Below are 26890 nucleotides of genomic sequence, written 5' to 3'. Positions count from 1 at the left end.
ACCCGGAACACCCCGATGTATCTCACAGAGCCGCCAGCGGTTGCAACGAAAAATCGTGGATGGTTGGGTTTGTTTGGTCATTCTCTCTGCAGCCCGCGCCATTCCTCACCTCTCACAGTGTTGTCCAGTCCTGCGCGACGGTGGGGTGCAAAGCGTCAAAGTTTTTTATGGCGGCGAAGTGGCGTTCTGATCTTTTTTATAAAAACATGATCTAGTCACCATGACCGCCAGACACTAAATTCAACGGACTATCCGACCCGTAGTTAAGAGCTATCAGGTTGAGATGTGTTGACAGCGCTGTCTTTTTCGCTATCTTGGCCGACAACGACAATAACCAATGAGAAGCCCATGGCCCTTTTCCGCCCTGCCAGATTCCTTTTCCCCCTGTTCGCCGGACTGCTTGCTGCCTCCTGTAGTGATCCGCACATGCCTTCAACTGGCTCCGGGTTCCCAGCGGCATCACGCATTGCCGAGAATGTCGAGGTTGAGCAAGCGGTGCTGGTGAATTTCCAGGCCCTGGGCGATGAGTTGCGGGAACGCTGCAAGCGGGCCGGGGGGAGCGGAGCCACCTGCTCTACTTACCGGATTTCGTTGATCAACAGGGGGAAGGGACCGGCCATCGCACCGGGCGTGGGGGACTGGACCCTGTATTTCCACAGTGTCCGCCGGGCGCTGGCGGTGCTGAATCGCGACGACCTGGTGCTGGAGCACGTCAAGGGCGACCTGCACCGGTTGCGGCCCACATCGGCGTTCAGCGGCCTGGGCGAGGGCGAGTTACTGGAAATCGACCTGCTGGCAGAGCACTGGCTGCAGGCAGAGTCTGACCTGATGCCACGGATGTTTGTGGTGGACGGCGACGGCCGGGCACGGGTCATTGCGTCCACAGACAGCGATGCGGTCGATGGCCTGGTAGCACCCATCAACAGCCATCACCCGGACAACTGGAAGCGCACCGCCGGGGATGCCAGTACACTCGCCACAGCCGCGACGCGGTATGCGGAGTTCTCCGCGGTCGCCCACGGGGCCGCCGGCGATTGGCGCCACCGCATGATTCCGCAGGCGCAGAAAACGCGGGTTACCGGTAGCCCGCTTGCGATCGATGCCGGCATTGTGGTGGATGCCACCGCGCTGGCACCTGGGACTATCACGGCTGTTCAGGCGCGGGTGCGGCAGTTGGGGTTGGGTGCTACCGGAGAAGCAGCCTATCCGGTGACAGTGGCGATTGTGCCGGGTGACTTTGATGACGGCCGTTCGGGGGCCTATCGGCTGGATATTCGCAGCGATGGCGCTGAGATCGTCGGTTTTGACGCGGCCGGGGCTTTCTACGGTGTCCAGTCACTGTTGGCACTGGCGGACCCGGCAAAGGCGACGCTGCCCCGGGTGGTGGTGGAGGATGGGCCACGTTTTCCGCACCGTGGCATGTTCCTGGACGTGGGGCGCAATTTCCACAGCAAGGAGCTGGTCCTGAAGCTGCTGGACCAGATGGCCGCCTACAAGCTCAACCGCTTCCACTTCCACCTGTCCGACGACGAGGGCTGGCGGCTGGAAATCCCCGGCCTGCCGGAGCTCACCGATGTCGGCGCGCGGCGCTGCTTCGACCTGGCCGAGACCCGCTGCCTGCTGCCGCAGCTGGGGTCTGGGCCGGATACTGACAACAGTGGCAGTGGCCACTTCACGGTGGGTGACTATATCGACATCGTGCGCTTTGCGGCTGCGCGGCACATCGAGGTGATCCCGGAATTCGACATGCCCGCCCACGCCCGGGCTGCGGTCGTGGCAATGGAGGCGCGCTATCGCAAGCTGGTGGACGAGTCACCCGGGCGGGCCGGGCAGTATCGTCTTATCGACCCGGAGGATGATACCCGCTACCTGTCGGTGCAGTTCTATGACGACAGCTACATCAACCCGTGTATCGAATCCACGTACGCCTTTGTCGGTAAGGTAATGCGTGAGGTACAGGCGATGCACCGGGAAGCAGGCCAGCCACTGCGCAGCTGGCACTTTGGCGGCGATGAAGCGGTCAACATACTCGCCAGCGATGCCTTCGAAGCTGCGCCCGGCACTGATCCGGACAGGGGGGACGTGCCCGCGGCAGCGCGCCGGCAGCCCTGGTCGGGCTCGCCCCAGTGCGAAAAGCTGGTGGCCGGTGGCGCGGTGGATGGTATTGATGACCTCGGCGCCTATTACGCCAGCCGTGTCAGCCAGCTGGTGGCGGACGCCGGGATCGAGACCCTGGCCGCCTGGAATGACGGGGTGAAGAGTGTCGCTGATGCGGAGGCCTCGCTGGCCACGGAGGACAACTATGCCAACGCCTGGGCGCCGCTGTTCTGGGGCGGGGGGGACGAGAGCGTTCACCTGGCGGAGGCTGGTTTCGACGTGGTGCAAGCGCATTCGGATTTCCTCTATTTCGATATGCCCTATGAGCTGGATCCGGAGGAGAGCGGTTACTACTGGGCATCACGCGGCACCGATACACGCAAGACTTTCAGTTATGCCCCCCTGAACACCGCGCAACTGGCGGAGATCTCCCTGAACCGCGATGGCCAGCCGTGGTCTGCCAGGGCCCCGGCGGCGTCTTTTGCCGAGCGGGTGCGAGGGGTGCAGGGCCAGTTGTGGAGTGAGGTAGTGCGCACCGACGCGCGGGTGGAATACATGGTATTCCCCCGCCTGCTGGCACTGGCGGAGCGCGCCTGGCACCGGGCGCCCTGGGAACTGCCGCTGGAGGCGGGCCAGGAGTTCTCGGCCGAAACCTCCCGGGTTGACCGCCGGGCGCTGGCTGAGGACTGGCGGGGTTTCGCAGCCGTGCTCGGCCAGCGCGAGTTGCCCAAGCTGGACCGGGCCGGTGTCGGCTACCGGATCCCGGTGCCGGGTGCCATTGCCCGGAACGGCAGGCTGCACACTGCCATGCCCTTCCCGGGCCTGCCGCTGGAGTATTTCGATGGTGAGCAGTGGCAATCACTGGCCACCGGTGCGTCAACTGCTGCGGGGGGGGTGAAGGCGGTGCGTGCGCTCAGCGCTGACGGGCGCCGCGAGGGCCGCGCGGTGTCCCTGCCGGCAATCGCGAGCGGGGATGCTTCACCGGCGGTCGCGGGTGACTGATCCCTTTCGCTGGCTGTCCGCTGAACAGCGATCCAGCGGACCGTCAGCTGGCGCGACTGCCCACAAGTATCAGTGAGGCGGGCTGTCCGGTCTCCGGGTGCAGGGGTTCGCGCAGTGTCACCCGTTTCAGCCCGTGGCGCTGGAACAGTTCGACCCAGCTGGCGATGGTGCGGAAATACCAGGGGGCGGGGTCCGAAAACCCGCTGCCAAACCCTGCCCATGAGCCCGGCCGCCAGCCATCCCGGTAGGGCGCGTCGCCACAGGCGGCGGCCGGGTGCAGGGTCTGCACCACCAGGCGGCCCCGGCCCTTGAGCAGCCGGGGCGCACTGGCGAATACCTGCTCCACCGACTCCTTGCCCAGCAGGGAAAAGTTACAGGCCAGGGCGTCGAAGTGCCGTCCCGGATAACCCGATTCGAGCGCCGTATAGGAAACCTGGCGGTAGGTCTCCAGTGGACCGGCCCGCCGGCGGGCTGTTTCCACCAGGGCCGCAGTGGCATCGATACCCCACACGTGTACGCCGTGCGCAGCCAGTACCCTGCCCAGCCAGCCCTCCCCGCAACCGATATCGAGCACGCTCCCGGGCCAGTGCTCGAGCAGGGCGGCTACAATCTCTGCATCAGTGACCAGCTTGCGACTGACTATCTCGCCCGTATCGATCGCCCGGGTCCAGGGTGCGGCGTTGGTTTCCCAGCTCTGCAGGATCTTTTTATCGCTGAATTCGGAATCGGTCATGGCTGGTGTTCCACTCGCCTTGGAGAAGGGGCGCGCCAAGTGTACCTTGAGGGTGAAACAGGGAATAAGAGAGAAACAATAAATGTCCCGTCAGATGGTCTTTGATTATGTCATTGTCGGCGCCGGTTCCGCTGGCTGTGTGCTGGCCAACCGCCTCAGTGCCGAAGAACAGAACCGGGTCTGCCTGCTGGAAGCGGGCCGCCGCGATCACAGCCTGATGATCAGTGTCCCGGCCGGTATCAATTACCTGGTGCCGGGCCAGCGTTACAACCTGCATCACCACACCGAGCCACAGCAGCACCTGAACGAGCGGCGCCTGTTATGGCCTCGCGGACGCACACTTGGCGGCAGCAGTGCCATTAACGCGATGATCTACATCCGCGGCAACGGCGCTGATTACGATGCCTGGGAGGCCGCCGGTAACCCCGGTTGGGGGTGGCGGGATATGCTGCCGTATTTCCTGATGGCCGAGGGCAACGAGCGCGGCAGCGATGCCCACCACAGCGGTTATGGCCCCCTGTCGGTGTCGGACCTGAAGTGGAAGAGCAAGGCGGGTGGCGCATTTGTGCGCGCAGCGCAGAAAGCGGGCCACCGGCTGAACAACGATTTCAATGGCTCGCAGCAGAATGGCGTGGGATTTTACCAGGTGACCCAGCGCCGTGGCCGTCGCTGTTCTTCTGCGGCGGCTTACCTGCACCCGATCATCAATCGACCCAACCTCCAGGTGCATACCGGTTCTCAGGTGGCACGGTTGCTGTTTCACGGGGACCGGGTGACCGGTGTGGAGCTGCTGGATGGCAGGCGTATCATCGCCAACCGGGAGGTAATCCTGAGCGCTGGCGCCATTCAGTCGCCCCAGCTGCTGCAGTTGTCGGGCATTGGCGATGTCGCCGAGAGCAAGCGGCTGGGCATCACGCCACAGGCGCACCTCCCGGGGGTGGGGCAGAACCTCCAGGACCACCTGGATATCACGCAGGTGGTGGAAGCCAATGCACCGGTAACCTTCTCCAATTCACCCTGGCCGATGCTCAAGGCCGCACTGCGCCTGCCGGAGTTACTGCTGCTGAATCGCGGGCCTCTGAGCAGCAATGTCGCCGAGGCGGGAGGCTTTGCCAGCTCCAGCCACGCCGGCGGTCATCCTGATATCCAGTTCCATTTTTGCGCTGCGCCTCTGTTCCAGCACGGGCTGCAGAAACCCGGTGGTTATGGCTACTCACTGCATGCGTGCGCCCTGCGCCCGGCGAGCCGCGGTACCATCTCCCTGGTTTCCCGCGATCCGGCGGCAATGCCGCGTATCCAGCCCAATTACCTCAGTGAGGACGTTGATCTGGACGTAATGGTGGAGGCCTTCGAAATGGCGCGGGAGATCCTCTCCCAGGCTGACATGCAGCGCTACCAGAAGCGGTGGTGGAGTCCGGCAGAGCCCCTGGCGACGCGGCGAAAGATAGAGGCGTTTATCCGTGAAAACGCCGAGAGTATCTATCACCCCGTCGGCACCTGTAAAATGGGGGATGATGACATGGCGGTGGTGGACAGTGAGCTGCGGGTGCGAGGCGTTGGTGGCTTGCGGGTGGTTGATGCCTCGATCATGCCCACCCTGGTGAGCGGCAACACCAACGCGCCGGTTATCGCGATTGCAGAAAAAGCCGCGGACATGATCCTGCAACGGGAGCCCGCCCGAAACCGTCCTGCTGAGGTAAAAGAGACAGAATGATCTGGTTGTGCCCCGTATGTCACACGGCGATTGAAAACACCCGTGAAAGCTGGCGTTGTACCAATGGCCACAGTTTTGATCGCGCCCGTGAGGGGTATGTCAACCTCCTGCCGGCGAATCGCAAGCGCAGTCGGGAGCCGGGTGATTCCGCAGATATGCTGCGGGCACGGCGCCGTTTCCTGGAGGCGGGCCACTACCGCCCCCTGGTAGATGCGATTAATGGGTTGCTACCCTACCGTAGCGGGCGGCAGCTGCTGGATATTGGTTGCGGTGAGGGATTTTATACCCGGCAGCTGCGCCATGCCGGCTGGCCCGCTGGTGCGCTCGGGGGGATCGATATCTCCAAGGCTGGCGCACGCATGGCTGCCAGGTCGCAGCCGGGCATCCAGTATGTGGTGGCCGGCAGCTATGCCATCCCGGTGCAGACGGACAGTGTCGACCACCTGCTGCGGGTATTTGCCCCGGCGGCGGACAGCGAGCTGCAACGCGTCGTGAACCCGGGGGGCACCCTGCTGGATGTGGCGCCGGGGCCGGAGCACCTCTGGTCCCTGAAGCGCGCGCTCTATGCGGAGCCGCGGGAGCATGCGCCGCCGAAGCCCGTCGAGGGCTTTGCACCGGAAGTGGAGATGCGCTGCAGTTTCCGGCTTGTACTGCAGGGCGCCGGCGCTGTGGCCGACTTTCTCGCCATGACCCCTTTTGCGTGGAAGGGCGACAGCAGCGCGCGAGAGAATCTGGAGCAGCGCGACTCCCTGGAACTGGAGGCGGATTTCGTCCTGCGCCGCCTGGTTTGTAAATCCTGATTGAGAAACGATGGCGACACCGAAAGATTACACCTTTATGCGGCATGCCCTGGAACTGGCCCGCGTGGCCGCGGAGCGTGGGGAAGTACCGGTGGGCGCGGTACTGGTGCGTGACGGCCAGGTAATCGGCGAGGGCAGCAACCGCCCCATAGGCAACTGCGATCCCAGCGCCCATGCGGAAATCGTCGCCCTGCGCCGGGCAGCGGAAAAGGAGCAGAATTACCGGCTGCCAAAGACAACTCTCTTTGTCACCATCGAGCCCTGCACCATGTGTTTCGGGGCCATGATGCACGCCCGGGTGGGGCGACTGGTCTACGGTGCCAGGGAGCCTCGCGCCGGCGTGGTGGAAAGCCAGCTGCAGCTGGGGGAGGCCGGCTTCTTCAACCACCGCATTGCCGTGGAGGGCGGGGTGATGGCAGAAGAAGCGGGTGAGCTGGTACGGGAATTCTTTCGGGGCAGGCGCTGACATGCTGCTTGCGTTCGTCATCAATTGCGCCCTGGTAGCGACGGTGGTGGTCATTCACCACGAGGCACTGAATGGCCTGTTCCGCCTGGGGCAGAAGATTACCCTGCACCGCAACCTGGCATTATTGATGGGAGTGTTCGGCGCGCTGATTGCCCATGTAATCGAAATGTGGCTGTTCGCGCTCGGTTACTATTTTATGGTGCGCTCGAGCCATTTCGAGACGCTGGGGGGGAATTTCGACGGCTCCCTGATCGATTGCGCCTATTTTTCCTTCACCACCTACACCTCACTGGGGTTTGGCGATATTGAGCCTTACGGCCACCTGCGCTTTACCGCCGGCCTGGAGGCTCTGACCGGGCTGGTGATGATTACCTGGACCGCATCTTTCATGTTCCTGAAAATGCAGAAGTACTGGGTAAATCGGGAAAACCATAACTCCCAATGAAGAGGAGTAGAGTTCGCCTGTGCTGACAGTTGCCTGCCCCATGCCCTAATATCCTGACGAATAACCAGCCCTTGGCAGTGCGGAACTGCCTGCGAGACCAACACCAGAGAAGTTATGAAACCCGGATTTATCAAGATGGCCCTGATCCTGGGCCTCCTCAGCTGTGTCGGTCCGTTTGCGATTGATATGTACCTGCCCGCCCTGCCACAGATCGCGGTGAGCCTCAAAGCGCCGGTGGAAGCGGTCCAGTACACGCTGATGTCATTCTTTGTGGCCTTCGGTGTGTGCCAGCTTTTTTACGGCCCGGCCTCGGATATGTTCGGGCGCAAACCACCGTTGTACTTTGGCCTGGGACTGTTCCTGTTGGCATCTCTCGGCTGCGCTTTTGCGCCCACGATCGAATGGCTGATTGCGCTGCGGTTCCTGCAAGGCGTGGGCGCGGCAGCGGTAATGTCCATCCCCCGGGCGATTATCCGCGACTGCTATACCGGCAACGAGGGCACCCGCCTGATGACCACGGTGATGCTGGTCATCTCCATTTCGCCGATGCTGGCGCCGCTGGCGGGTAGCGCGGTGATCGGGTGGCTGGGCTGGCCGTCGGTGTTTATCGCGGTGGCCCTGGCGGCAGTGGTGAGCCTGGTACTCACACGCTGGAGCCTTGAGGAGACTCTGGTGCCGGGGAACCGCGTGCCGTTCCGCATGTCGGCCATGCTGGAAGCTTTCGGTGTGCTGTTCCGGGATCGTACCTATATGGGCCTGACGCTGATCGGTGGGCTGGGAATGTCGAGCTTCTTTATTTTTATCTCCACCTCTTCGTTCCTGTATACGGAGTACTACGGCCTCAGCCCCACCCAGTTCAGCCTGGCCTTTGCCCTGAACGCGCTGGGCTTTTTTACTTCCAGCCAGTTTGCCGCCACCCTGGGGGAGCGTTACGGGGCCCAGCCGGTGGTCAGGGTTGCCGTGGCGGGCTTTGCGCTGGCTTCACTGGTGATGGTCGGCCTGGTCAGTGCTGGCTTCAATAGCTTTGCATTACTGGTCACCCTGCTGCTGACCGGCAACACCTTCCTGGGACTGGTGGTGCCGACCTCCATGGTGCTGGCCCTGGATGACCACGGTCCCATCGCCGGCACTGCGGCCGCTCTGGGTGGCGCCATGCAGATGCTGCTGGGGGCGGTGGCGATCGTGCTGGTCAGCCTGGTGTTTAACGGAACGCCGGTGGTCCTCGCGGCCAGTATAGCCATCTGCTCGGTGCTGGCTGTGATTTTGTCAATCACAACGCTGGGCAAGTCGGCAGAACCACAAATGGCCGGCACCTGACCTGATAGAGGAAGGTGGTACGTGCGGCAGCGCTTAATGACTGCTGCCGACAACGTGGTAAGCCGCAAGGGAAAAGCTTTGAATAATTGGGGCAGAGTAAAATTATCCCGTGTGTTGCATGAAGCCCCCGGGAGGCAATGCAAGTGGTCGTACCGGGGGCCGGGTGAATGACTGCCAGAGCCCCCTTTATGATGGATTTTGACTATCAATCCTTCAATATTTCACGCGCGGCATTGTGCCCCGGTACACCAGTCACACCCCCGCCCGGGTGGGTGCCCGAGCCGCACAGGTAGAGCCCCCTGATCGGGGTGCGGTAATCACTGAAACCCATAAAGGGCCGGTTGCACCAGAGCTGGTCGAGGCCCAGGGCGCCGTGGAATATATCCCCGCCCACCAGGCCGAACTTGCGCTCCAGGTCCAGCGGTGAGTGGATCTGCCGGGCAATGACCGAGTTGCGGAAATTTGGAGCGTACTCTGTGACCGTGTCGATGATGGTATCCGCGGCCTGCTCGCGGTAATCGTCCCAGTCCTTGCCTTCCGGCAGCTCCGGCGCGAATTGCTGGCAGAACAGGCTGGCCACGTGCTGGCCGGCAGGCGCCAGGGTGTCGTCGACCGTGGACGGAATCAGCATTTCCACAATGGGTTTTCTCGACCAGCCGAATTGTTTCGCATCCAGGTAGGCCTGTTCCAGGTACTGCATGGTGGGGCCGATCACGATACCGGCCTGGTGGTGTTGCTGCAGCTGTGCGCCGGGACGGCAGGTGAAATCGGGCAGTTCAGACAGGGCCACGTTCATGCGGAAAGTGCCGGAGCCCACCTTGAAACCCCGCACCCTGCGCTGGAATTCCGGGTCCAGGTGCTGTTCGTCGACAAGCTTGCCGAACAGCAGCTTCGGGCCCACGTTGGAAACCACCTTGTGCGCATGCAGTACCTCACCATCGGCGAGTCTGACGCCCTTGGCCTGGCCCCCATCGATAATGACTTCTTCCACCCCGGCTCCGGTAACCACCTCGACGCCGAGGCGTTCCGCCTCTTTCAGCATCGCCTGGGTGATGGCCCCCATGCCGCCGATGGCGTGGCCCCAGGCTCCTTTCTCGCCATTCACTTCACCGAAGACGTGGTGCAGCAGTACATAGGCCGAGCCCGGTGTGCTGGGCGCGCCGTAGTTGCCAACGATGGAATCGAATGCGAACGCCGCCTTGACGTGGTCATTCTCGAACCAGGCGTCGAGCACGTCGGTGGCGCTCTTGGTGAACAGGTCCAGGGCATCCCGGCGCTGCGCCATGCTGAGTTTTTTCGCACGCATCCCGAAGCTGCCGGCGCGGACCAGGTCGGCCAGCCCACCGCCGACGTTGGGCGGGGTGCGTAACAGCTCTTCCCTCAGCACATCGGCCACGGTTTCCAGCATCTCGTAGAACGCCGGCAGGGCCGCGGCATCTTTTTCGGAAAATCGTGCTATCTCTGCCCGGGTATCCTCTGGGCTCTTGTAGAACGACAGGCTCTCACTGCCGGAGAGGGGGAAGAAGTTGGACTGGGGACGCAGCTTCACCTGCAGCCCGTGCTCGTGCAGGTTCAGGTCGCGGATGATTTTGGGGTTCAGCAGGCTGACCGTGTAGCTGGCCACGGAGTTACGGAAACCGGGGTGGAACTCTTCGGTAACCGCCGCGCCGCCAACGATATCGCGGCGCTCCAGCACCGTCACTTTCTTTCCGGCGCTGGCCAGGTAGCAGGCGCACACCAGGCCGTTGTGGCCACCGCCGACGATCAGGATGTCTTTCATTGTTATTCTCTGTACTGCATGGCTGTAGTGAGGTTATGCCAAAGTTGCCTGGAAAAGTGAAGGGCGTCCGCCTCCGGTGCTGATGTGAGAGGCTTGCAGGGAGGTATACCGCGTTCGTGCAGCTACAACAGAATGGCTTGTGCAGTCGGCATGGTCTATACCTGATCCCGGGGCACTCCCAGCCTTCGGCAGGTCCTGCCGGTCGCAAGCGCCGGTCTATGCCTAGTCATTTTTGCTGGCGATATAGGTCAAGGGAAGTTGCACATATTCAAAGAATCGGCGGCCGAGCCGCTCTCCGGCACTGCTGCTCGGGCTGGAAGCGTCGAACAGTATTTCTCCCAGGTTCAGGCCCAGGCCGATATAGAGTTCGCGACGCCGGGGTTCACCCCTGAGTTCTTCGCTAAGTGTAAAGCCCCGTGCATAGTAGCCGCCATGTAATTCAAGGTAGCGGGAAGGAGAGTGCCGCGACAGGCCAAAGCCGCTGAATTTAAGGGCGAGCACATACTTCTGGCCCGAGTAGTCTGAGTGGGGCTTGAACCCGGAGCGATTGCCTGAGGGCCAGTACTCGATGCGATAGTCCAGCTTTTGCCGGAGGCCGGGGATATTGCGCCTCAGATATGAGAGCCCCGCGCCCGTGGTGTTGGCAACAATGTCCTCGCTGGCGAAGCCGTGTTCGCTGGAAAATCCATCGCCAAGCTCCACTAGTAACATGGTTAACCAGGCAAGGGTGGCTGCGGTGGCTTCAGCACCCTCGGGATGCCCGCTCTTGTGGTGGATGGAGTCAGCGAAAAATTCGCTCAGAAGGTAGGTGCCATGGATGTGGCCTAGCTTGTCCATGCCGCCATTGGCGGTATCGAGCTGGAAGAAGCCCTCGCTGGTTGTCTTGAATTCGCTGGATCCCCAGCCCCAGTCCAGTAGCCCAACAGCGAGAGTTGCAGCGGCGACTCCGGTCGTTTCGTATGGTATGGCGGAAAGGTGTTGCTTGAATCGCGCGAATTCGAGCCCCTCCCAGCCGGTGCCAGCTACCGGGTACTCCTGCAGGTAACCAGACCACCCGGAGTACTGTGGCGGCTCTAGTCCACTGTCCAGGGCGGCGCTGTTCCCTCCGGCCATGGTCACATCGACGTGCAGGAGCAGTGCAGCAGGAAACAAAGCTGTGCAAATTATTCTTTTCATTCGTAATTGCCCGAAGAAGCTTCGATGGGGAGCAGGCATAGCAGAGCAATCCCCCCATGGAGTTGGTTACCGTCATGTCCCCAATCTCCTGATCGACATCGCTATCGACATGAACATATTTTCGCCCGCACGGACAAAAAGGCCAAGGCCTTTTTGTCCGTGCGGGCCTCGCAGCCTGGCGGTTGCTTGTTGTTGATTGCGCACCTTCTGGCAGAAGAGGCGCAATCGGTCGAGCCGGGGGGCGGCTCTTGCCGGCCTCTGGTACCAAAAAAAAAGGCCCGCTATTGCGGGCCTTTCTGTTTGGTACCAGAGGCCGGACTCGAACCGGCACGGGTTTTACCCCAACGGATTTTGAATCCGTCGTGTCTACCAATTTCACCACTCTGGCATTGTTCTGTCGCCGTCGGGCCGGCTTCCGCCTGTCGATGGAAGCGCCTCGGTGGGCGGGTGGCACATTATAGCGGGGGGGCTTGGGGGGTCAACCGGATTTGGCGAGGGCAGGGCTTTCGGGTACTCTTCGCGCCACTTCGCAACCACCTAAACTGAAGCCATGCGTCGCCAGGATTTTCACTTCGAATTGCCCGATGAGCTGATTGCCCGCGCCCCCGCCGAGGAGCGGCGCGGCAGCCGCCTGCTGTGCCTGGATGGGCCTTCCGGGGCGGTAAGCCATCGCCGGTTTGCCGACCTGCCGGAACTGGTGAAGCCGGGGGACCTGCTGGTGTTCAACGACACCCGGGTGATCCCTGCACGGCTGTTTGCCCGCAAGGAGACCGGAGGCCGGCTGGAGATCCTGGTGGAGCGGGTGCTGGACGAGCGGCGGGTGCTGGCCCATATCCGTTCCAGCAAGTCGCCCAAGCCGGGCTCTCGGTTGCTGCTGGAGGACGACACGCCGCTGGCAATGGTGGCGCGCCACGAGGCGCTGTTCGAGCTGGAGTTTCCTTCCGAGGGGGTATTGCCGGTGCTCGAGCGGCTGGGTCATATGCCGCTGCCGCCCTATATCGACCGGCCGGATGAAGCGTCTGACCGGGAGCGTTACCAGACGGTCTACAGCCGGGAGCCCGGAGCCGTCGCCGCCCCGACTGCAGGCCTGCACTTTGATGACGAGATGCTGGATACCCTGCGGGACATGGGAGTGGAGACAGCGTTCGTTACCCTGCATGTGGGTGCAGGTACCTTCCAGCCGGTGCGGGTGGACGATATCCACGACCACCAGATGCACAGCGAGGTACTGAACGTGCCGGAATCCGTGTGCCGGGCGGTGGCGGACTGCCGTGCCCGCGGCGGGCGGGTGATCGCCGTGGGCACCACCAGTGTGCGCGCGCTGGAGAGCGCTGCGGCCTCGGGTGAACTGCAGCCCACGGTGGGCGAGACCGAGATTTTCATCTATCCGGGCTACCGCTTTCGGGTGGTGGACCGGCTGATCACCAATTTCCACCTGCCGGAGTCCACGCTGATGATGCTGGTGAGTGCCTTCGCCGGCTATGAGCAGACCATGAATGCCTACCGGCAGGCGGTGAAAGAGCGCTACCGCTTCTTCAGTTATGGGGATGCCATGCTGATCGAGCGCAACCCCGAGGTCAGCGGCTGGTAAGGGCGGGCCTTACATTTGCCCGCAGACCCCCGCTTTCAGAGAACAGTCAGGAGCTTCCTTTGAGCCGCCAGTGCTTTATGCAGTTTGAGTTGGATACCACCGACGGCCACGCGCGTCGCGGCCGGTTGCGCTTTCCGCGCGGGGTGGTGGAGACACCCGCCTTTATGCCGGTGGGCACCTACGGCACGGTGAAAGGCATGCTGCCACGGGATGTGGAGGCGATTGGTGCCCATATCATCCTGGGCAATACCTTTCACCTGATGTTGCGGCCCGGCACTGAGGTGATCGAGGAGCACGGCGACCTGCACGATTTCATGCAGTGGCAGGGGCCCATCCTGACGGATTCCGGTGGCTTCCAGGTGTTCAGCCTGGGCAAGATGCGCAAGATCACGGAGGAGGGGGTCTCCTTCAAGTCCCCCGTGGACGGCAGCCCGGTGTTCATGGACCCGGAAGAGTCCATGCGCGTGCAGCGCTCGCTGGGCTCGGACATTGTGATGATCTTCGACGAGTGCACCCCGTACCCGGCCACGCCGGACGAAGCGCGCAAGTCCATGGAGTTGTCCCTGCGCTGGGCGGAACGCTCGAAGAAGGCCCACGGCGACAGCCCATCGGCCCTGTTCGGCATCGTGCAGGGGGGCATGTACCCGGAGCTGCGGGATGTCTCCCTGCGCGGGCTGACCGGGATCGGCTTCGACGGTTACGCCATCGGTGGCCTTTCGGTGGGCGAACCCAAGGAAGAGATGATCAAGGTCCTCGACCACCTCGCCCACAAGATGCCCGCCGACCGGCCGCGCTACCTGATGGGCGTGGGGAAGCCCGAAGACATTGTCGAGGCGGTGCGTCGCGGTGTGGATATGTTCGACTGTGTGATGCCCACCCGCAATGCCCGCAATGGCCACCTGTTCACGTTCGAAGGGGTGGTCAAGATCCGCAATGCGAAGCACCGGCACGATACCGGCCCGCTGGAGAAGGACTGCGACTGCTATACCTGCCAGAACTTCTCCCGCAGTTACCTGCACCACCTGGATCGCTGCGGCGAGATCCTGGGCTCACAGCTCAATACCATCCACAACCTGCGCCACTACCAGCGCCTGATGCAGCAGCTGCGCGATGCCATTGCCGCCGGGGCGCTGGAGGACTATGTGGCCAAGTTTTATGCAGTCCTGGGGAGCGAGGTGCCACCGCTTGCCGCCCAATCCTGAGACCAGTCCCTGTAGGAGCGGCCGCTGGCCGCGAACGCCGGTCGTGAGTGACCGGTCGCGGCCAGCGGCCGCACCTGCAGGGAGATCCATCTTCCCCGGGGCTGATTTGTACCCACAGGCGATCCCCGTATAATCGGCCCCCGATTCGGTTGCAGTGCCCGCCTTGCAATTCCCGGCATGTGCCCGCATATCTCCCGAAATCGCCAGGCTTTACCGGCCCAAAAGGCCAATTACAACAACGAGAGCAGCATGAATCGCTACCCCATCTGGAAGTACCTCCTGATTCTCATCGTCGTGGCGCTCGGCTTCCTGTACGCCGCGCCCAACCTGTATAAGCCGGATCCGGCGGTACAGATTTCCGGTCAGTCGAGTGCCATGGAGATCGGTGAAAGCGTCCTGGAAGAGGCTCAGGAAGCCCTGGACGAGGCCGGTATCGAGTACTTCGGCGGTGAAGTGGGAGAGAAGGCCGTGTTGCTGCGGCTGGACTCGGTAGAGGACCAGCTTCCCGCCAAGCGCGTTATCCAGGAGAGCCTGGGACACAGTGATTACGTGGTGGCCCTGAACCTGGCTTCCACCACCCCGGAGTGGCTGGCCGACCTGGGTGCCAGCCCCATGAAGCTCGGCCTGGACCTGGCCGGCGGCGTGCACTTCCTGATGGAGGTGGATACCGCCACCATCGTGCGCACCAACATGGAAGGCTACGTGCAGGACGTGAAGGCCAAGCTCCGTGCCGCCGACGCCCGCTACCGCAGTGTGCAGCTGGAAGACGATCGCGAGATTGTTGCCCGCTTCCGCACCGGGGAGCTGCGCAACAAGGCGGTTTCCACCATGCGCAAGGAGTTCCCGGAGCTGCAGATTACCGAGGCCGGCCGTGGTGACAACCTCGAGGTGCGCGCGACCCTGTCCGAGCAGGAGGTCAAGCAACTGGAGGACTACGCCGTCACCCAGAACCTCACTACCCTGCGCAACCGGGTCAATGAGCTGGGGGTGGCCGAGCCCATCGTGCAGCGCCAGGGCCGCAACCGCATTGTGGTGGAGCTGCCGGGCGTGCAGGACACCGCCGAGGCCAAGCGCATTATCGGCAAGACCGCCAATCTGGAGTACCGGATGGAGGCGCGTCCCGACACCCTGGTGACCAACAAGGAATACTTCGAGTATCGCAACGAGCAGCAGCGCCAGGCCTACGGCGGTGCCTGGCTCGAGCGCAAGGTGATCATCAAGGGTGACCGGGTCACCAATGCCCGTGTGGGTTACGACGAGAGCGGCCTGCCGCAGGTGAACATCACCCTGGATGCCCGTGGTGGCGAGCTGATGCATCGCGCCACCTGGAAGAACGTCGGCCGCCGTATGGGTACCCTGTTCATCGAGAGTCGCTTTGAGCCCGAGACAGTGGTGGACGACCAGGGTAACGAGACAGTGGTGCAGAAGCGCACCGACGTGAAGAAGATCATCAGCCTGGCGACCGTGCAGAGTGCGCTGGGCCGTCAGTTCCGCATCACCGGACTGGACAGCGCTGCCGAGGCCCAGGAGCTGGCCCTGCTGCTGCGCGCCGGTGCCCTGGCGGCGCCCATGTACTTCGTGGAAGAGCGGGTTATCGGCCCGTCCCTGGGGGCTGACAACATCCAGGTGGGGGTCAAGTCGGTGCAGATTGGCCTGCTCGCGGTGCTGGTCTTCATGCTGCTTTTCTACCGCGTCTTCGGCCTGGCGGCGAATATCGCGCTGGCGGTGAATCTGGTGCTGCTGGTGGCGGTGATGTCCATCCTGGGGGCCACCCTCACGCTGCCGGGTATCGCCGGTATCGTGCTGACCGTGGGTATGGCGGTGGATGCCAATGTGCTGATTTTCTCGCGAATAAGGGAAGAATTACGCAACGGGATGCCACCGCAGACGGCGATCAGTGCCGGCTTCGATAACGCCTACAGCACTATTGTGGATGCGAACATCACCACCCTGATTGTGGCGGTGATCCTGTACGCCATCGGCTCCGGCCCGGTACAGGGTTTCGCGGTGACCCTGTCCATCGGCATCCTGACCTCCATGTTCAGCGCCATCATGGGCACCCGTGCACTGATTAACCTGTTTTACGGCGGTCGCCGTGTGCAGAAGCTGTGGATCTAGGAGAAGAGGCGACCATGAGCGAAACAAAAGTAGAAGACGGCAAGATCACCGAGTATATGGGCAAGCGCGTGTTTTCTTTTATGCGCTGGCGCAAGCTGGCCGCGGCGCTTTCCATCCTGGCCATCGTTGCCTCGATCGCCGCACTGGCGATGAACGGCCTCAAGTTCGGCCTGGACTTCACCGGCGGTACCCAGGTGGAGGTGGGCTACGAGATTGCACCGCAGATCGAGGAGGTGCGTGGTCAGCTGGTTGACGCGGGCTACGAGGGCGCCACCGTGGTGCGCTTCGGCTCCGATAACGAACTGTTGATCAAGCTGCCGCCGGAGGTGACCGAGAAGCAGACGCAGACCAGTGCCCGCGATGAGGACGCCACCCAGTCCATCGGTGACAAGGTGGTTACGGTACTGCGCCAGAACTCCGACGGCGACGTGGACCTGCGTCGCGTGGAAGTGGTGGGCCCGCAGATCGGTGAAGAGCTCCGCGACGATGGCGGTCTGGGGATGTTGTTCGCCCTCGCTGTGGTGATGGGCTATGTAGCCCTGCGTTTCCAGTACAAATTTTCCATCGGTGCCGTTGCCGCCCTGATCCACGATGTGATCCTGGTGCTGGGCTTCTTCGCGCTGCTGCAGCTGGACTTTGACCTGACGGTGCTGGCTGCGGTACTGGCGGTGATCGGTTATTCGTTGAACGATACCATCGTGGTGGCAGACCGCATCCGGGAAAACTTCCGCAAGGTGCGTAAGGCGGAATCCGAGGAGATTATCGATATCTCCCTGAGCCAGACCCTGGGCCGTACCTTGATGACGTCATTGACGACCCTGCTGGTGCTGTTCGCACTGCAGTTTTTCGGTGGTGAGTTGATCCACAACTTCTCATTGGCCCTGGTGGTAGGTGTACTGGTAGGTACTTACTCCTCCATCTATGTGTCGGCGAATATCCTGATGGCGCTGGGTATCACCAAGGAAGACCTGATGCCGCCAGTGAAGGAAGGGGCCGAACTGGAAGAGATGCCCTGAGGCAATTGATCACGCCGCGGGGCGGCCGATGGCCGCACCCGCAGTGGATGCTCGCTGCCCGGTTACCGGGGGAGCTCAAATTAGGGATCAGGCGCGGGGCTTTTTACCCAGGGTGATGTGCTTGGGTCCGGAGGTGCTGGTCTGTCCGCTTACCCCTTTGGGGACCTGCTGGATTTCGCCACCGGAAGCGAGAAAGGCCTGTACCTGGGCTTCGATACTCTCGCTGGTCTCGAGGGCGGTGGGCTGCTTGCGCTTGGCAGCAGAGGTCGATTTCTTGGCCACTGTCATTATCCGGTTTCTTCGTGAGCGGGCTATTCTACAGCAGTTTGCACAAAAAATCACCTTTTCGCCGAAAGCCACTCCGTTGCGCGCAGTTCGCAACATTTCCTGCCCTGTTTTTTTCCGATCGCAACATAAAAAGCCCGGCGTCTTAGCGGGCGTTTTATTCGGGCCCGAGGGCCCTGAAACCCGGTGGCGGGAGGCTTCTACAGGCCCGCGCCAGGGCCACACGTCCAGGGGCGCGGGGATTCAAGGGCGCGGTCATGGAAAGGCCGCGGTCGCCAGGTCACAAGGGGGCGACGCTCCCGCGGCCGCTATTTCCCGGGGCAACCGGGCACCACCGGTGCCCCGGCGACACCCGGCCAAACAGCACACCGGACAGACGCGGGTCGATCTCCACCAGCGCCCGATTCCAGCCTGCCGTGGCCTCAGCGCCGCAACATGCCGTCGCCCCCTCTCATGGTGACGGGCTGCCGCCCCCGGGCTTGCTGGAGCCCGTGGCCGGGATAGGGTCGCCATTCGTGGAGCTTTCCTGCTGGCTCGACTCCGGGGACTGGTCGCGGCCAGCCCGCCTATTGTTCTCCAGGAAAAACTGCCCCAGGTAGCGGGCGTAATTGATGCCGGTGCTGCTGATGTAGCTGCCGGCCGCGCCCTCGCCCCCGGACCAGGAGTGAGCGACGCCGTCCAGCCAAAGCATGGAAACCCGCCCGTCCTGCCACAATGTTTCTTTAGCCGTGCGTGCGCCATCGGAAATGGTGTTGATGCCTGGCAGGCGGGCCACACCGTAGACCTTGGCCATGCCGCTGGCGTTTTGCTCGTTGTAACAGGCATTAACCGTGGTGTCCTCGGTGCCGTGGGCAATCGAGGCGAGCTGCGTCTCAAGGTGGCCGGCATAGCTGCCGGCATAGTCGCGGCAGCGGCTGGCCACATCCGCCGATTCGCAGGGGCCGAGGGCGCCGCTGGCGCTGGTGCCAATACTGGGACCTGCACTGACGCCGACTCCGGCAAACACGTCCGGTGCCAGGCAGGCGGTCGTGTTGGCAAAACTGGCCCCGGAGGAGAGTCCGGCAATGTACAACTGGTTCGGGTCGATATCCCGCCCGGCGTCACCGGACAGGGCAGTGGCGAGCTGGATCAGGTTCTGGTAGTCGCCTGTTCCGCGAGTCGTGGCTCCCTCCCAGTAGGACCAGCATCCGTAGCCGGCCTTGTTCATGGCCTCGGGAACTGCCACCACCATACCGAACTCCTCCGCAGCGTCTTCCAGGTTGGCGGCCAGGTAGTTATCGATGGGCTGTACGCACCCGTGCAGCATGATCAGCAGGGCCTTGCCGTCGCCGATACTGGAACGGCCGTCCGGGGTGTAGATATGGACATTGTCAAAACCACCAATGGTGGCGTCCTCCTGCCAGTTGCCGGCAGACGCCTCGGCCGGTATGCACAGCGCAGCAGCCAGTGCCGCCGCCGTGCCGCCCCGGGGAGTGGGGATCTTCATCGCATTCACCATTATTTTTATGGAGTTATAGGCGGACCAGACTAGGCGGGCGCTGCCGCGGGGGAAATGGGACTTTGGTTGTAGGCGCTGTGACTGTGGCGCCGCGGCCCGCTCAATCAGTTGAGGGGGTCAAACGATGGTCGGCCCGCGGCTTGGGGGCAGTCGGGTTGGGAAACCGTTTACGGTCTTCGTCGGTGGCCCCGTCCCGGCACTCGCCGCGCAGCGACAGGCGTCCCCGGGTCACCACCCGCTCCAGTTCCATATAACCTTCCTGGCAGTAGCCGGTTTCGGCCAGTTTCGCCTTCACGCCTTCCCGCAGTTTGAGGCTCATTTGCTGCAGGTACTTCTCCCAGATCGCTTCCATACGTGCCTGCCAGTCGGCGCGGTTGCCAGCGTTGCCCGGGGTGCCTGTTCCGCCCCTGCCTTTGCCCGTACTCCGGCTGCGCCCGCGGCGTTCCGGTGGCCTTATGTGCATGGTGTACTCGAACCGCTTGGCGTCGTTGCCGGTGATATGGGTGTCGAAAAACTCCCGCATTGCCCGGTCGTTGTCAGTGGCGCTGCTGCTGCAGCTCGCCGCGCCCACCGCTGTGGTGACAATGGCCAGCAGAATAACTGGTCGCATGGTGATCTCCCCGTTGCTTTGCCTGGCCCGTGCTTGAACGGGGCAGTCTATGGGCAACGAGGGGTTGCTGGTGTTTAGAAGAGAAAAGAAGTGTCAGGCGAGGCGGCGGTCTGTGCCCCCCAGGGGGAAGGCAGGTGCGCAATCAGCCTTCTTCCTGTTCGGTCACCGGGGCGTCTGGTAGGGGCCAGCCCCCCAGTTCGCGCCACTTGTTGACGATACCGCAGAAGAGTTCGGCGGTTTTCTCGGCGTCGTACTCGGCGGAGTGGGCGCTGCTGTTGTCGAATTCGAGCCCCGCGACCTGGCAGGCCTTGGCCAGTACGGTCTGGCCGTAAGCGAGTCCGGCCAAGGTGGCGGTGTCAAAGCAGGAGAAGGGGTGGAAGGGGTTGCGCTTGATACCGCAGCGTTCCACCGCGGCGTTGAGGAACCCCAGGTCAAAGTGGGCGTTGTGGGCCACCATTACGGCGCGGGTACAACTGTGTTTCTTGATCGCCTTGCGAATCTTGCGGAACAGTTCCGGCAGCGCGATTTCCTCGGGCCAGGCGTCCCGGTCCGGCGATTCCAGGTCGATACCGATAAAGTCCAGCGCCGACTGTTCGATATTGGCGCCCTCGAACGGCTCCAGGTGGAAGCTGTGGGTCTCCTCGGCGAACAGGTGGCCGTCTTCATCCATGTCCAGGATTACCGCCGAGATTTCCAGCAAGGCATCGGTACGGGAGTTGAATCCACCGCTCTCCAGGTCCACCACGACGGGCAGGAATCCGCGGAATCGCTGGGCCAGCAGGCTTTTCGGTCCGGTGGGTTCTTCGGCGGGGGTCACTGGGACTCCTTAATCGGTATTGCTTGGTTTTCTGGGGCGGCCCGTCTGCCGGTGGCCGTTTGCTCGTCAGCCTACTCGGCAATCATCTCACAATCGGCACCCGGCATCCGGGCCTTTGCATCCTGTTTCGGCGCTCCGGCGACCAGGTGGTTAAACCAGCCGCCAGTTCAGGGTTTCGCCGGCGGCCAGGGGGACCAGCTGCTCACTCCCCATGGGCAGGCTCTCCGGCAGCTGCCAGGGTTCGCGCACCAGGGTGATGGTGCCCTGGTTGCAGGGCAGGCCGTAGAAGTCGGGGCCGAACTCGCTGGCGAAGGCCTCGAGCCGCTCCAGCTTACCGGCCCGCTCGAACACCTCGGCATAGAGTTCGATGGCGCTGAAGGCCGTGTAGCAGCCGGCGCAGCCGCAGGCTGCTTCCTTCTTGCCCTGTGCATGCGGGGCCGAATCGGTGCCGAGGAAGAATTTCGGGTTGCCGCTGGTTGCAGCCTCGATCAGTGCGGACTGGTGGTAGCCCCGCTTGAGGATCGGCAGGCAGTAATAGTGCGGGCGGATACCGCCCACCAGCATATGGTTACGGTTATACAGCAGGTGGTGGGCGGTGATGGTGGCGGCGACCCCGTCGCGCGCCTTGCCGACGAACTCCGCCGCATTGGCGGTGGTGATATGTTCCAGCACGATGCGCAGGGCAGGGAAGTCCTCGACTACCCGCGACAGGATTTTCTCGATGAAGACCTGCTCCCGGTCGAAGATGTCGATATCGCTGGTGGTGACCTCCCCGTGGAGCAGCAGCTTCATGCCGCACTCCTGCATGGCCTCCAGCGCCGGGTAGATATTGGCGATATCCGTTACCCCGGAGTCCGAGTTGGTGGTGGCGCCGGCCGGGTATAGCTTGGCCGCCACTACGCCCGCCTTGTGGGCCAGCTGGATGACCTCTGGATCGGTTTTGTCGGTCAGGTAGATCACCATCAGCGGCTCGAACGGGTTGCCAGCGGGAATCTGCTCGCGGATGCGCAGCTGGTAGAAGAGGGCATCCTCGGCATTGACCACCGGCGGCACCAGGTTTGGCATGACAATGGCGCGGCGGAACTGGCGCGCGGCATCGCCGACCGTGCGTTCCAGGGCGTCGCCATCGCGCAGGTGGATATGCCAGTCATCAGGGGTGCGAAGCGTGAGTTTTTCCATGGAGGTGTACCGCGGGATATCTTTCTCTGGGCTGTCGGGGCGCCGATGCTAACCGAACCGCCGGGAAATTGCGACGGTGCGATTGCTTATAAAATAACCAGCGCGACCGGTTAATGCAGTGACGTAAGCATAGGTGCTAGTCGATCGCCGCCTGAGGCGCTACAATCGCGCCCCGAATAAGGCGGCGGGACCGCCGACCCTGGGCGCACTTCGAACAATAATTCCCCCCAGAAACACACCATCAGCTCGTATTCGCGGCGCAGTTTGCTGCCCTGCGGGACTATGCATGGTGCCGGTAATACTCCTGGCTGAGGAACACAATGAGCAAGATCGACAAGGTTGTACTGGCATACTCCGGCGGACTGGACACCTCGGTTATCGTGCGATGGCTGCAGGAGACTTACGATTGTGAAGTGGTGACCTTCACCGCTGACATTGGCCAGGGCGAAGAGGTTGAGCCGGCGCGGGCCAAGGCAGAGGCACTGGGCGTCAAGGAAATCTACATCGATGACCTGCGCGAGGAGTACGTGCGGGACTTTGTCTTCCCCATGTTCCGTGCCAACACCATTTACGAGGGCGAGTACCTGCTGGGCACCTCCATCGCACGCCCGCTGATCGCCAAGCGCCTGATCGAGATTGCCAATGAGACCGGCGCCGATGCCATTTCCCACGGCGCCACCGGCAAGGGCAACGACCAGGTACGGTTCGAGCTGGGCGCCTATGCCCTGAAGCCCGGGATCCAGGTGATCGCCCCCTGGCGCGAGTGGGACCTGAACTCCCGCGACAAACTGATGCAGTACTGCGAGCAGCACAAGATTCCGGTGGATTTCTCCTCCGGCAAGAAGAAGTCGCCGTACTCCATGGACGCCAACCTGCTGCACATCTCCTACGAGGGTGGCATCCTCGAGGATCCCTGGGCTGAGGCCGAGGAAGACATGTGGCGCTGGAGCGTCAGCCCGGAAGCCGCACCGGACACACCTACATACATCACCCTGGAATTCGAGAATGGCGACCCGGTAGCGATTGATGGCGAGCGCCTGAGCCCGGCGACCATGCTTGAGCGCCTGAACAAGCTGGGCGGCGCCAACGGTATCGGCCGCCTGGATATTGTCGAGAACCGCTATGTGGGCATGAAGTCCCGCGGTTGCTACGAAACCCCCGGCGGCACCATCCTGCTCAAGGCGCACCGCGCGATCGAGTCCATTACCCTGGACCGCGAGGTGGCCCACATGAAAGACGAGCTGATGCCGCGTTACGCCAAGCTGATCTACAACGGCTACTGGTGGTCACCCGAGCGCCGCATGCTGCAGGCTGCCATTGATGAGTCGCAGGCGGTAGTAAACGGCGAGGTGCGCCTGAAACTGTACAAGGGCAGCGTCACTGCCGTGGGTCGCCGCTCCGCCGACAGCCTGTTCGACGAGCGCATCGCCACTTTTGAGGATGACGCGGGAGCCTACGACCAGAAAGACGCCGAGGGCTTCATCAAACTCAACGCCCTGCGGTTGCGGATTGCCGCGGGCAAGGGGCGAGACTTGATCTAAATCAGGTTTGGCGGGCGAATGATGCGTTTAAATCGTCGCCTGCTGGCGAGCTCTGTCTATCGTGAAGTGGATAGAGCCGTAATACCGAGGGGCGGGCCTGCGCTCGTTTATTGGAACCAAATTCAATAAAGCAACGGAAGTAATACAATGACGACAAGCGTGGTAAAGACTGGCTCATCGCCAGCCTATGACTACAAGATCGTGCGCCAGTTCACCATCATGTCGGTGGTCTGGGGTATCGTGGGGATGGGCGTGGGCGTGCTTATTGCTGCCCAGCTGGCCTGGCCGGCGCTGAACGACCTGTTCCAGCCCTTCACCCACTTCGGGCGCCTGCGTCCGCTGCATACCAACGCGGTGATCTTTGCTTTTGGTGGCAGTGTGCTGTTCGCCACGTCCTATTACGTGGTGCAGCGAACCTGCCAGACCCCATTGTGGGGTGGCTGGCTTGTGCCTTTCACCTTCTGGGGGTGGCAGGTCGTTATTGTTGCCGCTGCAATCACGTTGCCGATGGGCCTGACTTCCTCCAAGGAATACGCCGAGCTGGAATGGCCCATCGATATCCTGATCGCACTGATCTGGGTGGCATACGCGCTGGTGTTCTTCGGCACCATCGCCAAGCGCCGGACCAGTCACATCTATGTGGCCAACTGGTTCTTCGGTGCCTACATCATCACCATTGCCGCGCTGCATATCGTCAATAACCTGGCCATTCCGGTTTACCCGTTCAAGTCCTATTCGATCTTTGCCGGTACCGCCGATGCCATGATCCAGTGGTGGTACGGCCACAATGCGGTGGGCTTCTTCCTGACCGCGGCCTTCCTCGGCATCATGTATTACTTCGTGCCCAAGCAGGCGGGCCGCCCGGTTTACTCCTACCAGTTGTCCATCGTGCACTTCTGGGCGCTGATCTCCATCTACGTCTGGGCCGGTGGCCACCACCTGCACTACTCGGCGCTGCCTGACTGGACCCAGAGCCTGGCGATGATCATGTCCGTGATCCTGCTGGCGCCGTCCTGGGGCGGTATGATCAACGGCATCATGACCCTGTCCGGTGCCTGGCACAAACTGCGCACTGACCCGACCCTGCGCTTCCTGGTCGTGTCCCTGTCCTTCTATGGCATGTCCACTTTCGAAGGCCCGATGATGTCCATCAAGACAGTGAATGCGCTGTCCCACAATACTGACTGGACCGTGGGCCACGTGCACTCCGGTGCACTGGGCTGGGTGGCCATGATCTCCATCGGTGCCCTGTATCACCTGGTGCCGGTGCTGTTCGGCCGCAAGGAAATGTTCAGTGTGAAGCTGATCAATGCGCACTTCTGGCTGGCCACTGTGGGCACCGTACTGTACATCGCCGCAATGTGGGTGAACGGTATTACCCAGGGCCTGATGTGGCGCGCCTTCAATGCCGATGGCACGCTGACCTACAGCTTCGTCGAGAGTGTGATCGCCAGCCATCCGGGCTACGTGGTCCGCTTTATCGGCGGTGGTTTCTTCCTGTTCGGTATGCTGCTGATGGCCTACAACGTGTTCCGCACGGTGACGGAGAAAGAAAATGCCGGCCGTGAAGACAACATCGTGCCGCACGCGCAGACTGCATAAGGAGGTCAGATCGTGAAAAACCATGACATAGTAGAAAAAAACATCGGTCTGATGGTCGTTCTGATCTGCGTAGCCATCAGCTTTGGTGCCCTGGTGGAGATCGTTCCGCAGTTCTTTATCAAGGCCAACAATGAGCCGATCGAGGGCCTCGAGCCGTGGGATCCGGTAGTGCTGGAAGGTCGCGACATCTATATCCGCGAAGGCTGCCACGTCTGCCACACCCAGATGGTGCGCCCGCTGCGCGCCGAGGTGGAGCGCTATGGCCATTACTCCATGGCGCAGGAATATGTCTACGAGCACCCGTTCCTGTGGGGCTCCAAGCGCACCGGCCCGGACCTGGCACGCGTGGGCGGCCGTTATTCCGACGAGTGGCACCGGGCGCACCTGTACAACCCGCGCAATGTGGTACCGGAATCCAACATGCCGGCCTTCCCCTGGCTGTTCGACAATGTTGTCACCGGTGAACACACCGCGGCCAAGATGCGCGCCATGCGTGCGGTCGGGGTCCCGTACACCGATGAGGACATTGCCAAGGCGAGCGAACCCTTTGTGGGGGGGCGCGTGAAGGAAATCGATGCCCTTGTGGCTTACCTGCAGCAACTCGGGGTGCTGGTACAGCAGAAGCGCTAACGGAAAGGCGGTAATAGCTATGGATATTTTGCGTCAGATTGCTGTTGTACTGGGCGCGGTGGCCTTCCTGGCCGTCTGCTGGTGGGCCTTTTCCCCGAAGCGCCGCAAGCGCTTCGAGGAGGACGCCAAGCTACCGTTTGCTGACGAAGAGCTGTCGCAGCGCTCTGCTGAGGCGGCAGATGAAAAAGACACTGAAGAGAATTCGGCGGCAGGGGACCGGCGCGGTTCCGGCACGCCTACCGCAGACAAGAACAAGGGGCAGGACGAAAAATGAGTACTTTCTGGAGTATTTGGGTAATTGTGCTCACGCTCGCCAACCTGGCACTGGTGATCTGGGTACTTTTCGCCAACCGCAAGGTGGCGGTCGATGACCAGCAGGAGCCGGGTAACCAGACGACCGGTCATGTCTATGACGGCATCGAGGAATACGATAACCCCCTGCCGCGCTGGTGGTTCCTGATGTTTGTGGGTACGCTGGTGTTTTCCGCCTTGTACCTGGTGGTTTACCCGGGCATGGGTAACTTCAAGGGTGTGAGCGGCTGGACTTCCGTCGGTGAGCTGGAGGCGAGCCAGGAAAAGGCGCTTGAGAAGTTCGATGAGACTTTCGGCAAGTACGCTGAAATGCCGATCGAGCAGATTGCGGACAACCGCGACGCGCTGAAAATGGGTGCACGCATCTTCGCCAACAACTGTGCGGTCTGCCACGGCGCAGACGGTGGGGGTAACTACGGCTTCCCCAACCTGACTGATGATGCCTGGCTCTACGGTGGCACTCCTGAGAAAATCCTCGAGACCCTGCACAAGGGTCGCCAGGGCATGATGCCGGCGCAGGGGCCCATCATTGGTGAAGAGGGGGTCAAGAATGCTGCTGAATACGTACTGTCCATGAATGGCCTGGAGCACGACGCGGAAATGGCGGCCGAGGGCAAGCAGGTTTTCGGCACCGTGTGCATGGCCTGTCACGGCGCGGACGGCAAGGGTAACCAGGCCCTGGGTGCTCCCAACCTGACGGATAACATCTGGCTCTACGGCAGCAGTCGCGAGCAGATCCAGCATACTATCCGCGGCGGCCGCAGCAACCAGATGCCGGCCCAGAAGGGCAAGCTGCGGGAAGACAAGATCCGCCTGGTGGCGGCCTACGTCTACAGCCTGTCCCGCCAGCAGGAAGCGGCACAGTAACGCCAGTCAACTAATCCAGGCCCCGCATCCGCGGGGCCTTCCAGGACTCGGGCGCCACAGGGACGAATAAGAAAAGCCTCATCGTTTGATAC

General features: G+C 62.2%; 23 protein-coding genes and 1 tRNA gene. 15 read left to right on the top strand and 9 right to left on the bottom strand.

All coding sequences use genetic code 11. The features are described from left to right. Positions 1-426: 426 nt before the first annotated feature. A complete protein-coding gene (locus LVD11_RS00245) occupies positions 427-3099 on the top strand; it encodes a family 20 glycosylhydrolase (RefSeq protein WP_237054764.1) in 2673 nt (890 codons plus the stop codon). 43 nt (positions 3100-3142) lie between these two features. Here LVD11_RS00245 and LVD11_RS00240 read toward each other — a convergent pair whose 3' ends face one another. Next, positions 3143-3832, bottom strand: coding sequence for a class I SAM-dependent methyltransferase (locus tag LVD11_RS00240; protein WP_237054763.1), 690 nt, complete (start codon positions 3830-3832; stop codon positions 3143-3145). A gap of 82 nt (positions 3833-3914) precedes the next feature. Here LVD11_RS00240 and LVD11_RS00235 point away from each other — a divergent pair, with 82 nt between their 5' ends. The 5 genes from LVD11_RS00235 to LVD11_RS00215 all read left to right on the top strand — a co-directional run bounded on the left by LVD11_RS00235 (position 3915) and on the right by LVD11_RS00215 (position 8574). After that, positions 3915-5546, top strand: coding sequence for a GMC family oxidoreductase (locus tag LVD11_RS00235; RefSeq protein ID WP_237054761.1), 1632 nt, complete (start codon positions 3915-3917; stop codon positions 5544-5546). Continuing rightward, complete coding sequence (locus tag LVD11_RS00230; protein ID WP_237054759.1) at positions 5543-6346, top strand: putative RNA methyltransferase; 804 nt, start codon at positions 5543-5545, stop codon at positions 6344-6346. The genes LVD11_RS00235 and LVD11_RS00230 overlap by 4 nt, the downstream gene beginning before the upstream one ends. 10 nt (positions 6347-6356) lie before the next feature. Continuing rightward, on the top strand, positions 6357-6812 hold the full coding sequence (gene tadA, locus LVD11_RS00225) for a tRNA adenosine(34) deaminase TadA (protein WP_237054757.1): 456 nt from the start codon (positions 6357-6359) through the stop codon (positions 6810-6812). Position 6813: 1 nt separating this feature from the next. Further along, on the top strand, positions 6814-7257 hold the full coding sequence (locus LVD11_RS00220) for a potassium channel family protein (RefSeq protein ID WP_237054755.1): 444 nt from the start codon (positions 6814-6816) through the stop codon (positions 7255-7257). Between the two features lie 114 nt (positions 7258-7371). Continuing rightward, on the top strand, positions 7372-8574 hold the full coding sequence (locus tag LVD11_RS00215) for a multidrug effflux MFS transporter (protein WP_237054753.1): 1203 nt from the start codon (positions 7372-7374) through the stop codon (positions 8572-8574). Between the two features lie 205 nt (positions 8575-8779). Here the strand turns inward: LVD11_RS00215 and LVD11_RS00210 are convergent, their stop codons facing one another. From LVD11_RS00210 to LVD11_RS00200, 3 genes are all read right to left on the bottom strand, one after another. Then, the gene (locus LVD11_RS00210; protein ID WP_237054751.1) at positions 8780-10354 is read right to left on the bottom strand and encodes a phytoene desaturase family protein; all 1575 of its coding nucleotides are present in this window, start codon (positions 10352-10354) and stop codon (positions 8780-8782) included. Between the two features lie 222 nt (positions 10355-10576). Beyond that, positions 10577-11530, bottom strand: coding sequence for a DUF2279 domain-containing protein (locus LVD11_RS00205; protein ID WP_237054749.1), 954 nt, complete (start codon positions 11528-11530; stop codon positions 10577-10579). Positions 11531-11831: 301 nt separating this feature from the next. Beyond that, a tRNA-Leu gene (locus LVD11_RS00200) sits at positions 11832-11918 on the bottom strand. Positions 11919-12080: 162 nt separating this feature from the next. Here LVD11_RS00200 and queA point away from each other — a divergent pair. The 4 genes from queA (at position 12081) to secF (ending at position 17457) form a co-directional block, all read left to right on the top strand. After that, on the top strand, positions 12081-13121 hold the full coding sequence (gene queA / locus LVD11_RS00195) for a tRNA preQ1(34) S-adenosylmethionine ribosyltransferase-isomerase QueA (RefSeq protein ID WP_237054747.1): 1041 nt from the start codon (positions 12081-12083) through the stop codon (positions 13119-13121). A gap of 77 nt (positions 13122-13198) precedes the next feature. Next, positions 13199-14323, top strand: a complete 1125-nt coding sequence (gene tgt / locus LVD11_RS00190) for a tRNA guanosine(34) transglycosylase Tgt (protein WP_305080644.1) — start codon at positions 13199-13201, stop codon at positions 14321-14323. Between the two features lie 249 nt (positions 14324-14572). Beyond that, positions 14573-16441: a protein translocase subunit SecD gene (secD, locus tag LVD11_RS00185; RefSeq protein ID WP_237054743.1), complete on the top strand. Its 1869-nt coding sequence runs from the start codon at positions 14573-14575 to the stop codon at positions 16439-16441. A 14-nt stretch (positions 16442-16455) separates the two neighbouring features. After that, on the top strand, positions 16456-17457 hold the full coding sequence (gene secF, locus LVD11_RS00180; protein WP_237054740.1) for a protein translocase subunit SecF: 1002 nt from the start codon (positions 16456-16458) through the stop codon (positions 17455-17457). An 87-nt stretch (positions 17458-17544) separates the two neighbouring features. Here secF and LVD11_RS00175 read toward each other — a convergent pair whose 3' ends face one another. The 5 genes from LVD11_RS00175 to pyrC all read right to left on the bottom strand — a co-directional run bounded on the left by LVD11_RS00175 (position 17545) and on the right by pyrC (position 21846). Then, positions 17545-17745 carry a PFL_1563 family small protein gene (locus tag LVD11_RS00175; protein ID WP_237054738.1) on the bottom strand — a complete coding sequence of 67 codons (201 nt, stop codon included), beginning with the start codon at positions 17743-17745 and terminating at the stop codon, positions 17545-17547. Positions 17746-18193: 448 nt separating this feature from the next. Next, the gene (locus LVD11_RS00170) at positions 18194-19228 is read right to left on the bottom strand and encodes an extracellular catalytic domain type 1 short-chain-length polyhydroxyalkanoate depolymerase (protein ID WP_237054736.1); all 1035 of its coding nucleotides are present in this window, start codon (positions 19226-19228) and stop codon (positions 18194-18196) included. A 112-nt stretch (positions 19229-19340) separates the two neighbouring features. Then, positions 19341-19850, bottom strand: a complete 510-nt coding sequence (locus LVD11_RS00165; protein WP_237054733.1) for a hypothetical protein — start codon at positions 19848-19850, stop codon at positions 19341-19343. A 142-nt stretch (positions 19851-19992) separates the two neighbouring features. Further along, on the bottom strand, positions 19993-20667 hold the full coding sequence (rnt, locus tag LVD11_RS00160) for a ribonuclease T (RefSeq protein ID WP_237054731.1): 675 nt from the start codon (positions 20665-20667) through the stop codon (positions 19993-19995). Between the two features lie 150 nt (positions 20668-20817). Further along, positions 20818-21846: a dihydroorotase gene (pyrC, locus tag LVD11_RS00155; RefSeq protein WP_237054729.1), complete on the bottom strand. Its 1029-nt coding sequence runs from the start codon at positions 21844-21846 to the stop codon at positions 20818-20820. A gap of 320 nt (positions 21847-22166) precedes the next feature. Between pyrC and LVD11_RS00150 the strand changes: the two genes are divergently transcribed. The 5 genes from LVD11_RS00150 to ccoP all read left to right on the top strand — a co-directional run bounded on the left by LVD11_RS00150 (position 22167) and on the right by ccoP (position 26798). Continuing rightward, positions 22167-23387 carry an argininosuccinate synthase gene (locus LVD11_RS00150; protein ID WP_237054727.1) on the top strand — a complete coding sequence of 407 codons (1221 nt, stop codon included), beginning with the start codon at positions 22167-22169 and terminating at the stop codon, positions 23385-23387. A gap of 147 nt (positions 23388-23534) precedes the next feature. Continuing rightward, complete coding sequence (gene ccoN / locus LVD11_RS00145; RefSeq protein WP_237054725.1) at positions 23535-24989, top strand: cytochrome-c oxidase, cbb3-type subunit I; 1455 nt, start codon at positions 23535-23537, stop codon at positions 24987-24989. A gap of 12 nt (positions 24990-25001) precedes the next feature. After that, a complete protein-coding gene (ccoO, locus tag LVD11_RS00140; protein ID WP_237054723.1) occupies positions 25002-25619 on the top strand; it encodes a cytochrome-c oxidase, cbb3-type subunit II in 618 nt (205 codons plus the stop codon). A gap of 19 nt (positions 25620-25638) precedes the next feature. Continuing rightward, positions 25639-25893: a cbb3-type cytochrome oxidase subunit 3 gene (locus LVD11_RS00135; protein ID WP_237054721.1), complete on the top strand. Its 255-nt coding sequence runs from the start codon at positions 25639-25641 to the stop codon at positions 25891-25893. Beyond that, positions 25890-26798 (top strand): cytochrome-c oxidase, cbb3-type subunit III, encoded by a 909-nt coding sequence (gene ccoP / locus LVD11_RS00130; protein ID WP_237054719.1) that lies wholly within the window; start codon positions 25890-25892, stop codon positions 26796-26798. The genes LVD11_RS00135 and ccoP overlap by 4 nt, the downstream gene beginning before the upstream one ends. Positions 26799-26890: the final 92 nt, after the last annotated feature.

The sequence above is a fragment of the Microbulbifer sediminum genome, assembly GCF_021729035.1.
Taxonomy (GTDB): Bacteria; Pseudomonadota; Gammaproteobacteria; order Pseudomonadales; family Cellvibrionaceae; genus Microbulbifer; species Microbulbifer sediminum.
The sequence above is the reverse complement of the archived record's forward strand: the minus strand, read 5'-3'. Positions and strand labels throughout refer to the sequence as shown.

What these genes read in the sequence shown, in the direction of transcription:
- LVD11_RS00245 (WP_237054764.1), top strand. Translation starts at nt 427, where the DNA reads ATGCCTTCAACTGGCTCCGGGTTCCCAGCGGCATCACGCATTGCCGAG.
- LVD11_RS00240 (WP_237054763.1), bottom strand. Translation starts at nt 3,832, where the DNA reads ATGACCGATTCCGAATTCAGCGATAAAAAGATCCTGCAGAGCTGGGAA.
- LVD11_RS00235 (WP_237054761.1), top strand. Translation starts at nt 3,915, where the DNA reads ATGTCCCGTCAGATGGTCTTTGATTATGTCATTGTCGGCGCCGGTTCC.
- LVD11_RS00230 (WP_237054759.1), top strand. Translation starts at nt 5,543, where the DNA reads ATGATCTGGTTGTGCCCCGTATGTCACACGGCGATTGAAAACACCCGT.
- tadA (WP_237054757.1), top strand. Translation starts at nt 6,357, where the DNA reads ATGGCGACACCGAAAGATTACACCTTTATGCGGCATGCCCTGGAACTG.
- LVD11_RS00220 (WP_237054755.1), top strand. Translation starts at nt 6,814, where the DNA reads ATGCTGCTTGCGTTCGTCATCAATTGCGCCCTGGTAGCGACGGTGGTG.
- LVD11_RS00215 (WP_237054753.1), top strand. Translation starts at nt 7,372, where the DNA reads ATGAAACCCGGATTTATCAAGATGGCCCTGATCCTGGGCCTCCTCAGC.
- LVD11_RS00210 (WP_237054751.1), bottom strand. Translation starts at nt 10,354, where the DNA reads ATGAAAGACATCCTGATCGTCGGCGGTGGCCACAACGGCCTGGTGTGC.
- LVD11_RS00205 (WP_237054749.1), bottom strand. Translation starts at nt 11,530, where the DNA reads ATGAAAAGAATAATTTGCACAGCTTTGTTTCCTGCTGCACTGCTCCTG.
- queA (WP_237054747.1), top strand. Translation starts at nt 12,081, where the DNA reads ATGCGTCGCCAGGATTTTCACTTCGAATTGCCCGATGAGCTGATTGCC.
- tgt (WP_305080644.1), top strand. Translation starts at nt 13,199, where the DNA reads ATGCAGTTTGAGTTGGATACCACCGACGGCCACGCGCGTCGCGGCCGG.
- secD (WP_237054743.1), top strand. Translation starts at nt 14,573, where the DNA reads ATGAATCGCTACCCCATCTGGAAGTACCTCCTGATTCTCATCGTCGTG.
- secF (WP_237054740.1), top strand. Translation starts at nt 16,456, where the DNA reads ATGAGCGAAACAAAAGTAGAAGACGGCAAGATCACCGAGTATATGGGC.
- LVD11_RS00175 (WP_237054738.1), bottom strand. Translation starts at nt 17,745, where the DNA reads ATGACAGTGGCCAAGAAATCGACCTCTGCTGCCAAGCGCAAGCAGCCC.
- LVD11_RS00170 (WP_237054736.1), bottom strand. Translation starts at nt 19,228, where the DNA reads ATGAAGATCCCCACTCCCCGGGGCGGCACGGCGGCGGCACTGGCTGCT.
- LVD11_RS00165 (WP_237054733.1), bottom strand. Translation starts at nt 19,850, where the DNA reads ATGCGACCAGTTATTCTGCTGGCCATTGTCACCACAGCGGTGGGCGCG.
- pyrC (WP_237054729.1), bottom strand. Translation starts at nt 21,846, where the DNA reads ATGGAAAAACTCACGCTTCGCACCCCTGATGACTGGCATATCCACCTG.
- LVD11_RS00150 (WP_237054727.1), top strand. Translation starts at nt 22,167, where the DNA reads ATGAGCAAGATCGACAAGGTTGTACTGGCATACTCCGGCGGACTGGAC.
- ccoN (WP_237054725.1), top strand. Translation starts at nt 23,535, where the DNA reads ATGACGACAAGCGTGGTAAAGACTGGCTCATCGCCAGCCTATGACTAC.
- LVD11_RS00135 (WP_237054721.1), top strand. Translation starts at nt 25,639, where the DNA reads ATGGATATTTTGCGTCAGATTGCTGTTGTACTGGGCGCGGTGGCCTTC.
- ccoP (WP_237054719.1), top strand. Translation starts at nt 25,890, where the DNA reads ATGAGTACTTTCTGGAGTATTTGGGTAATTGTGCTCACGCTCGCCAAC.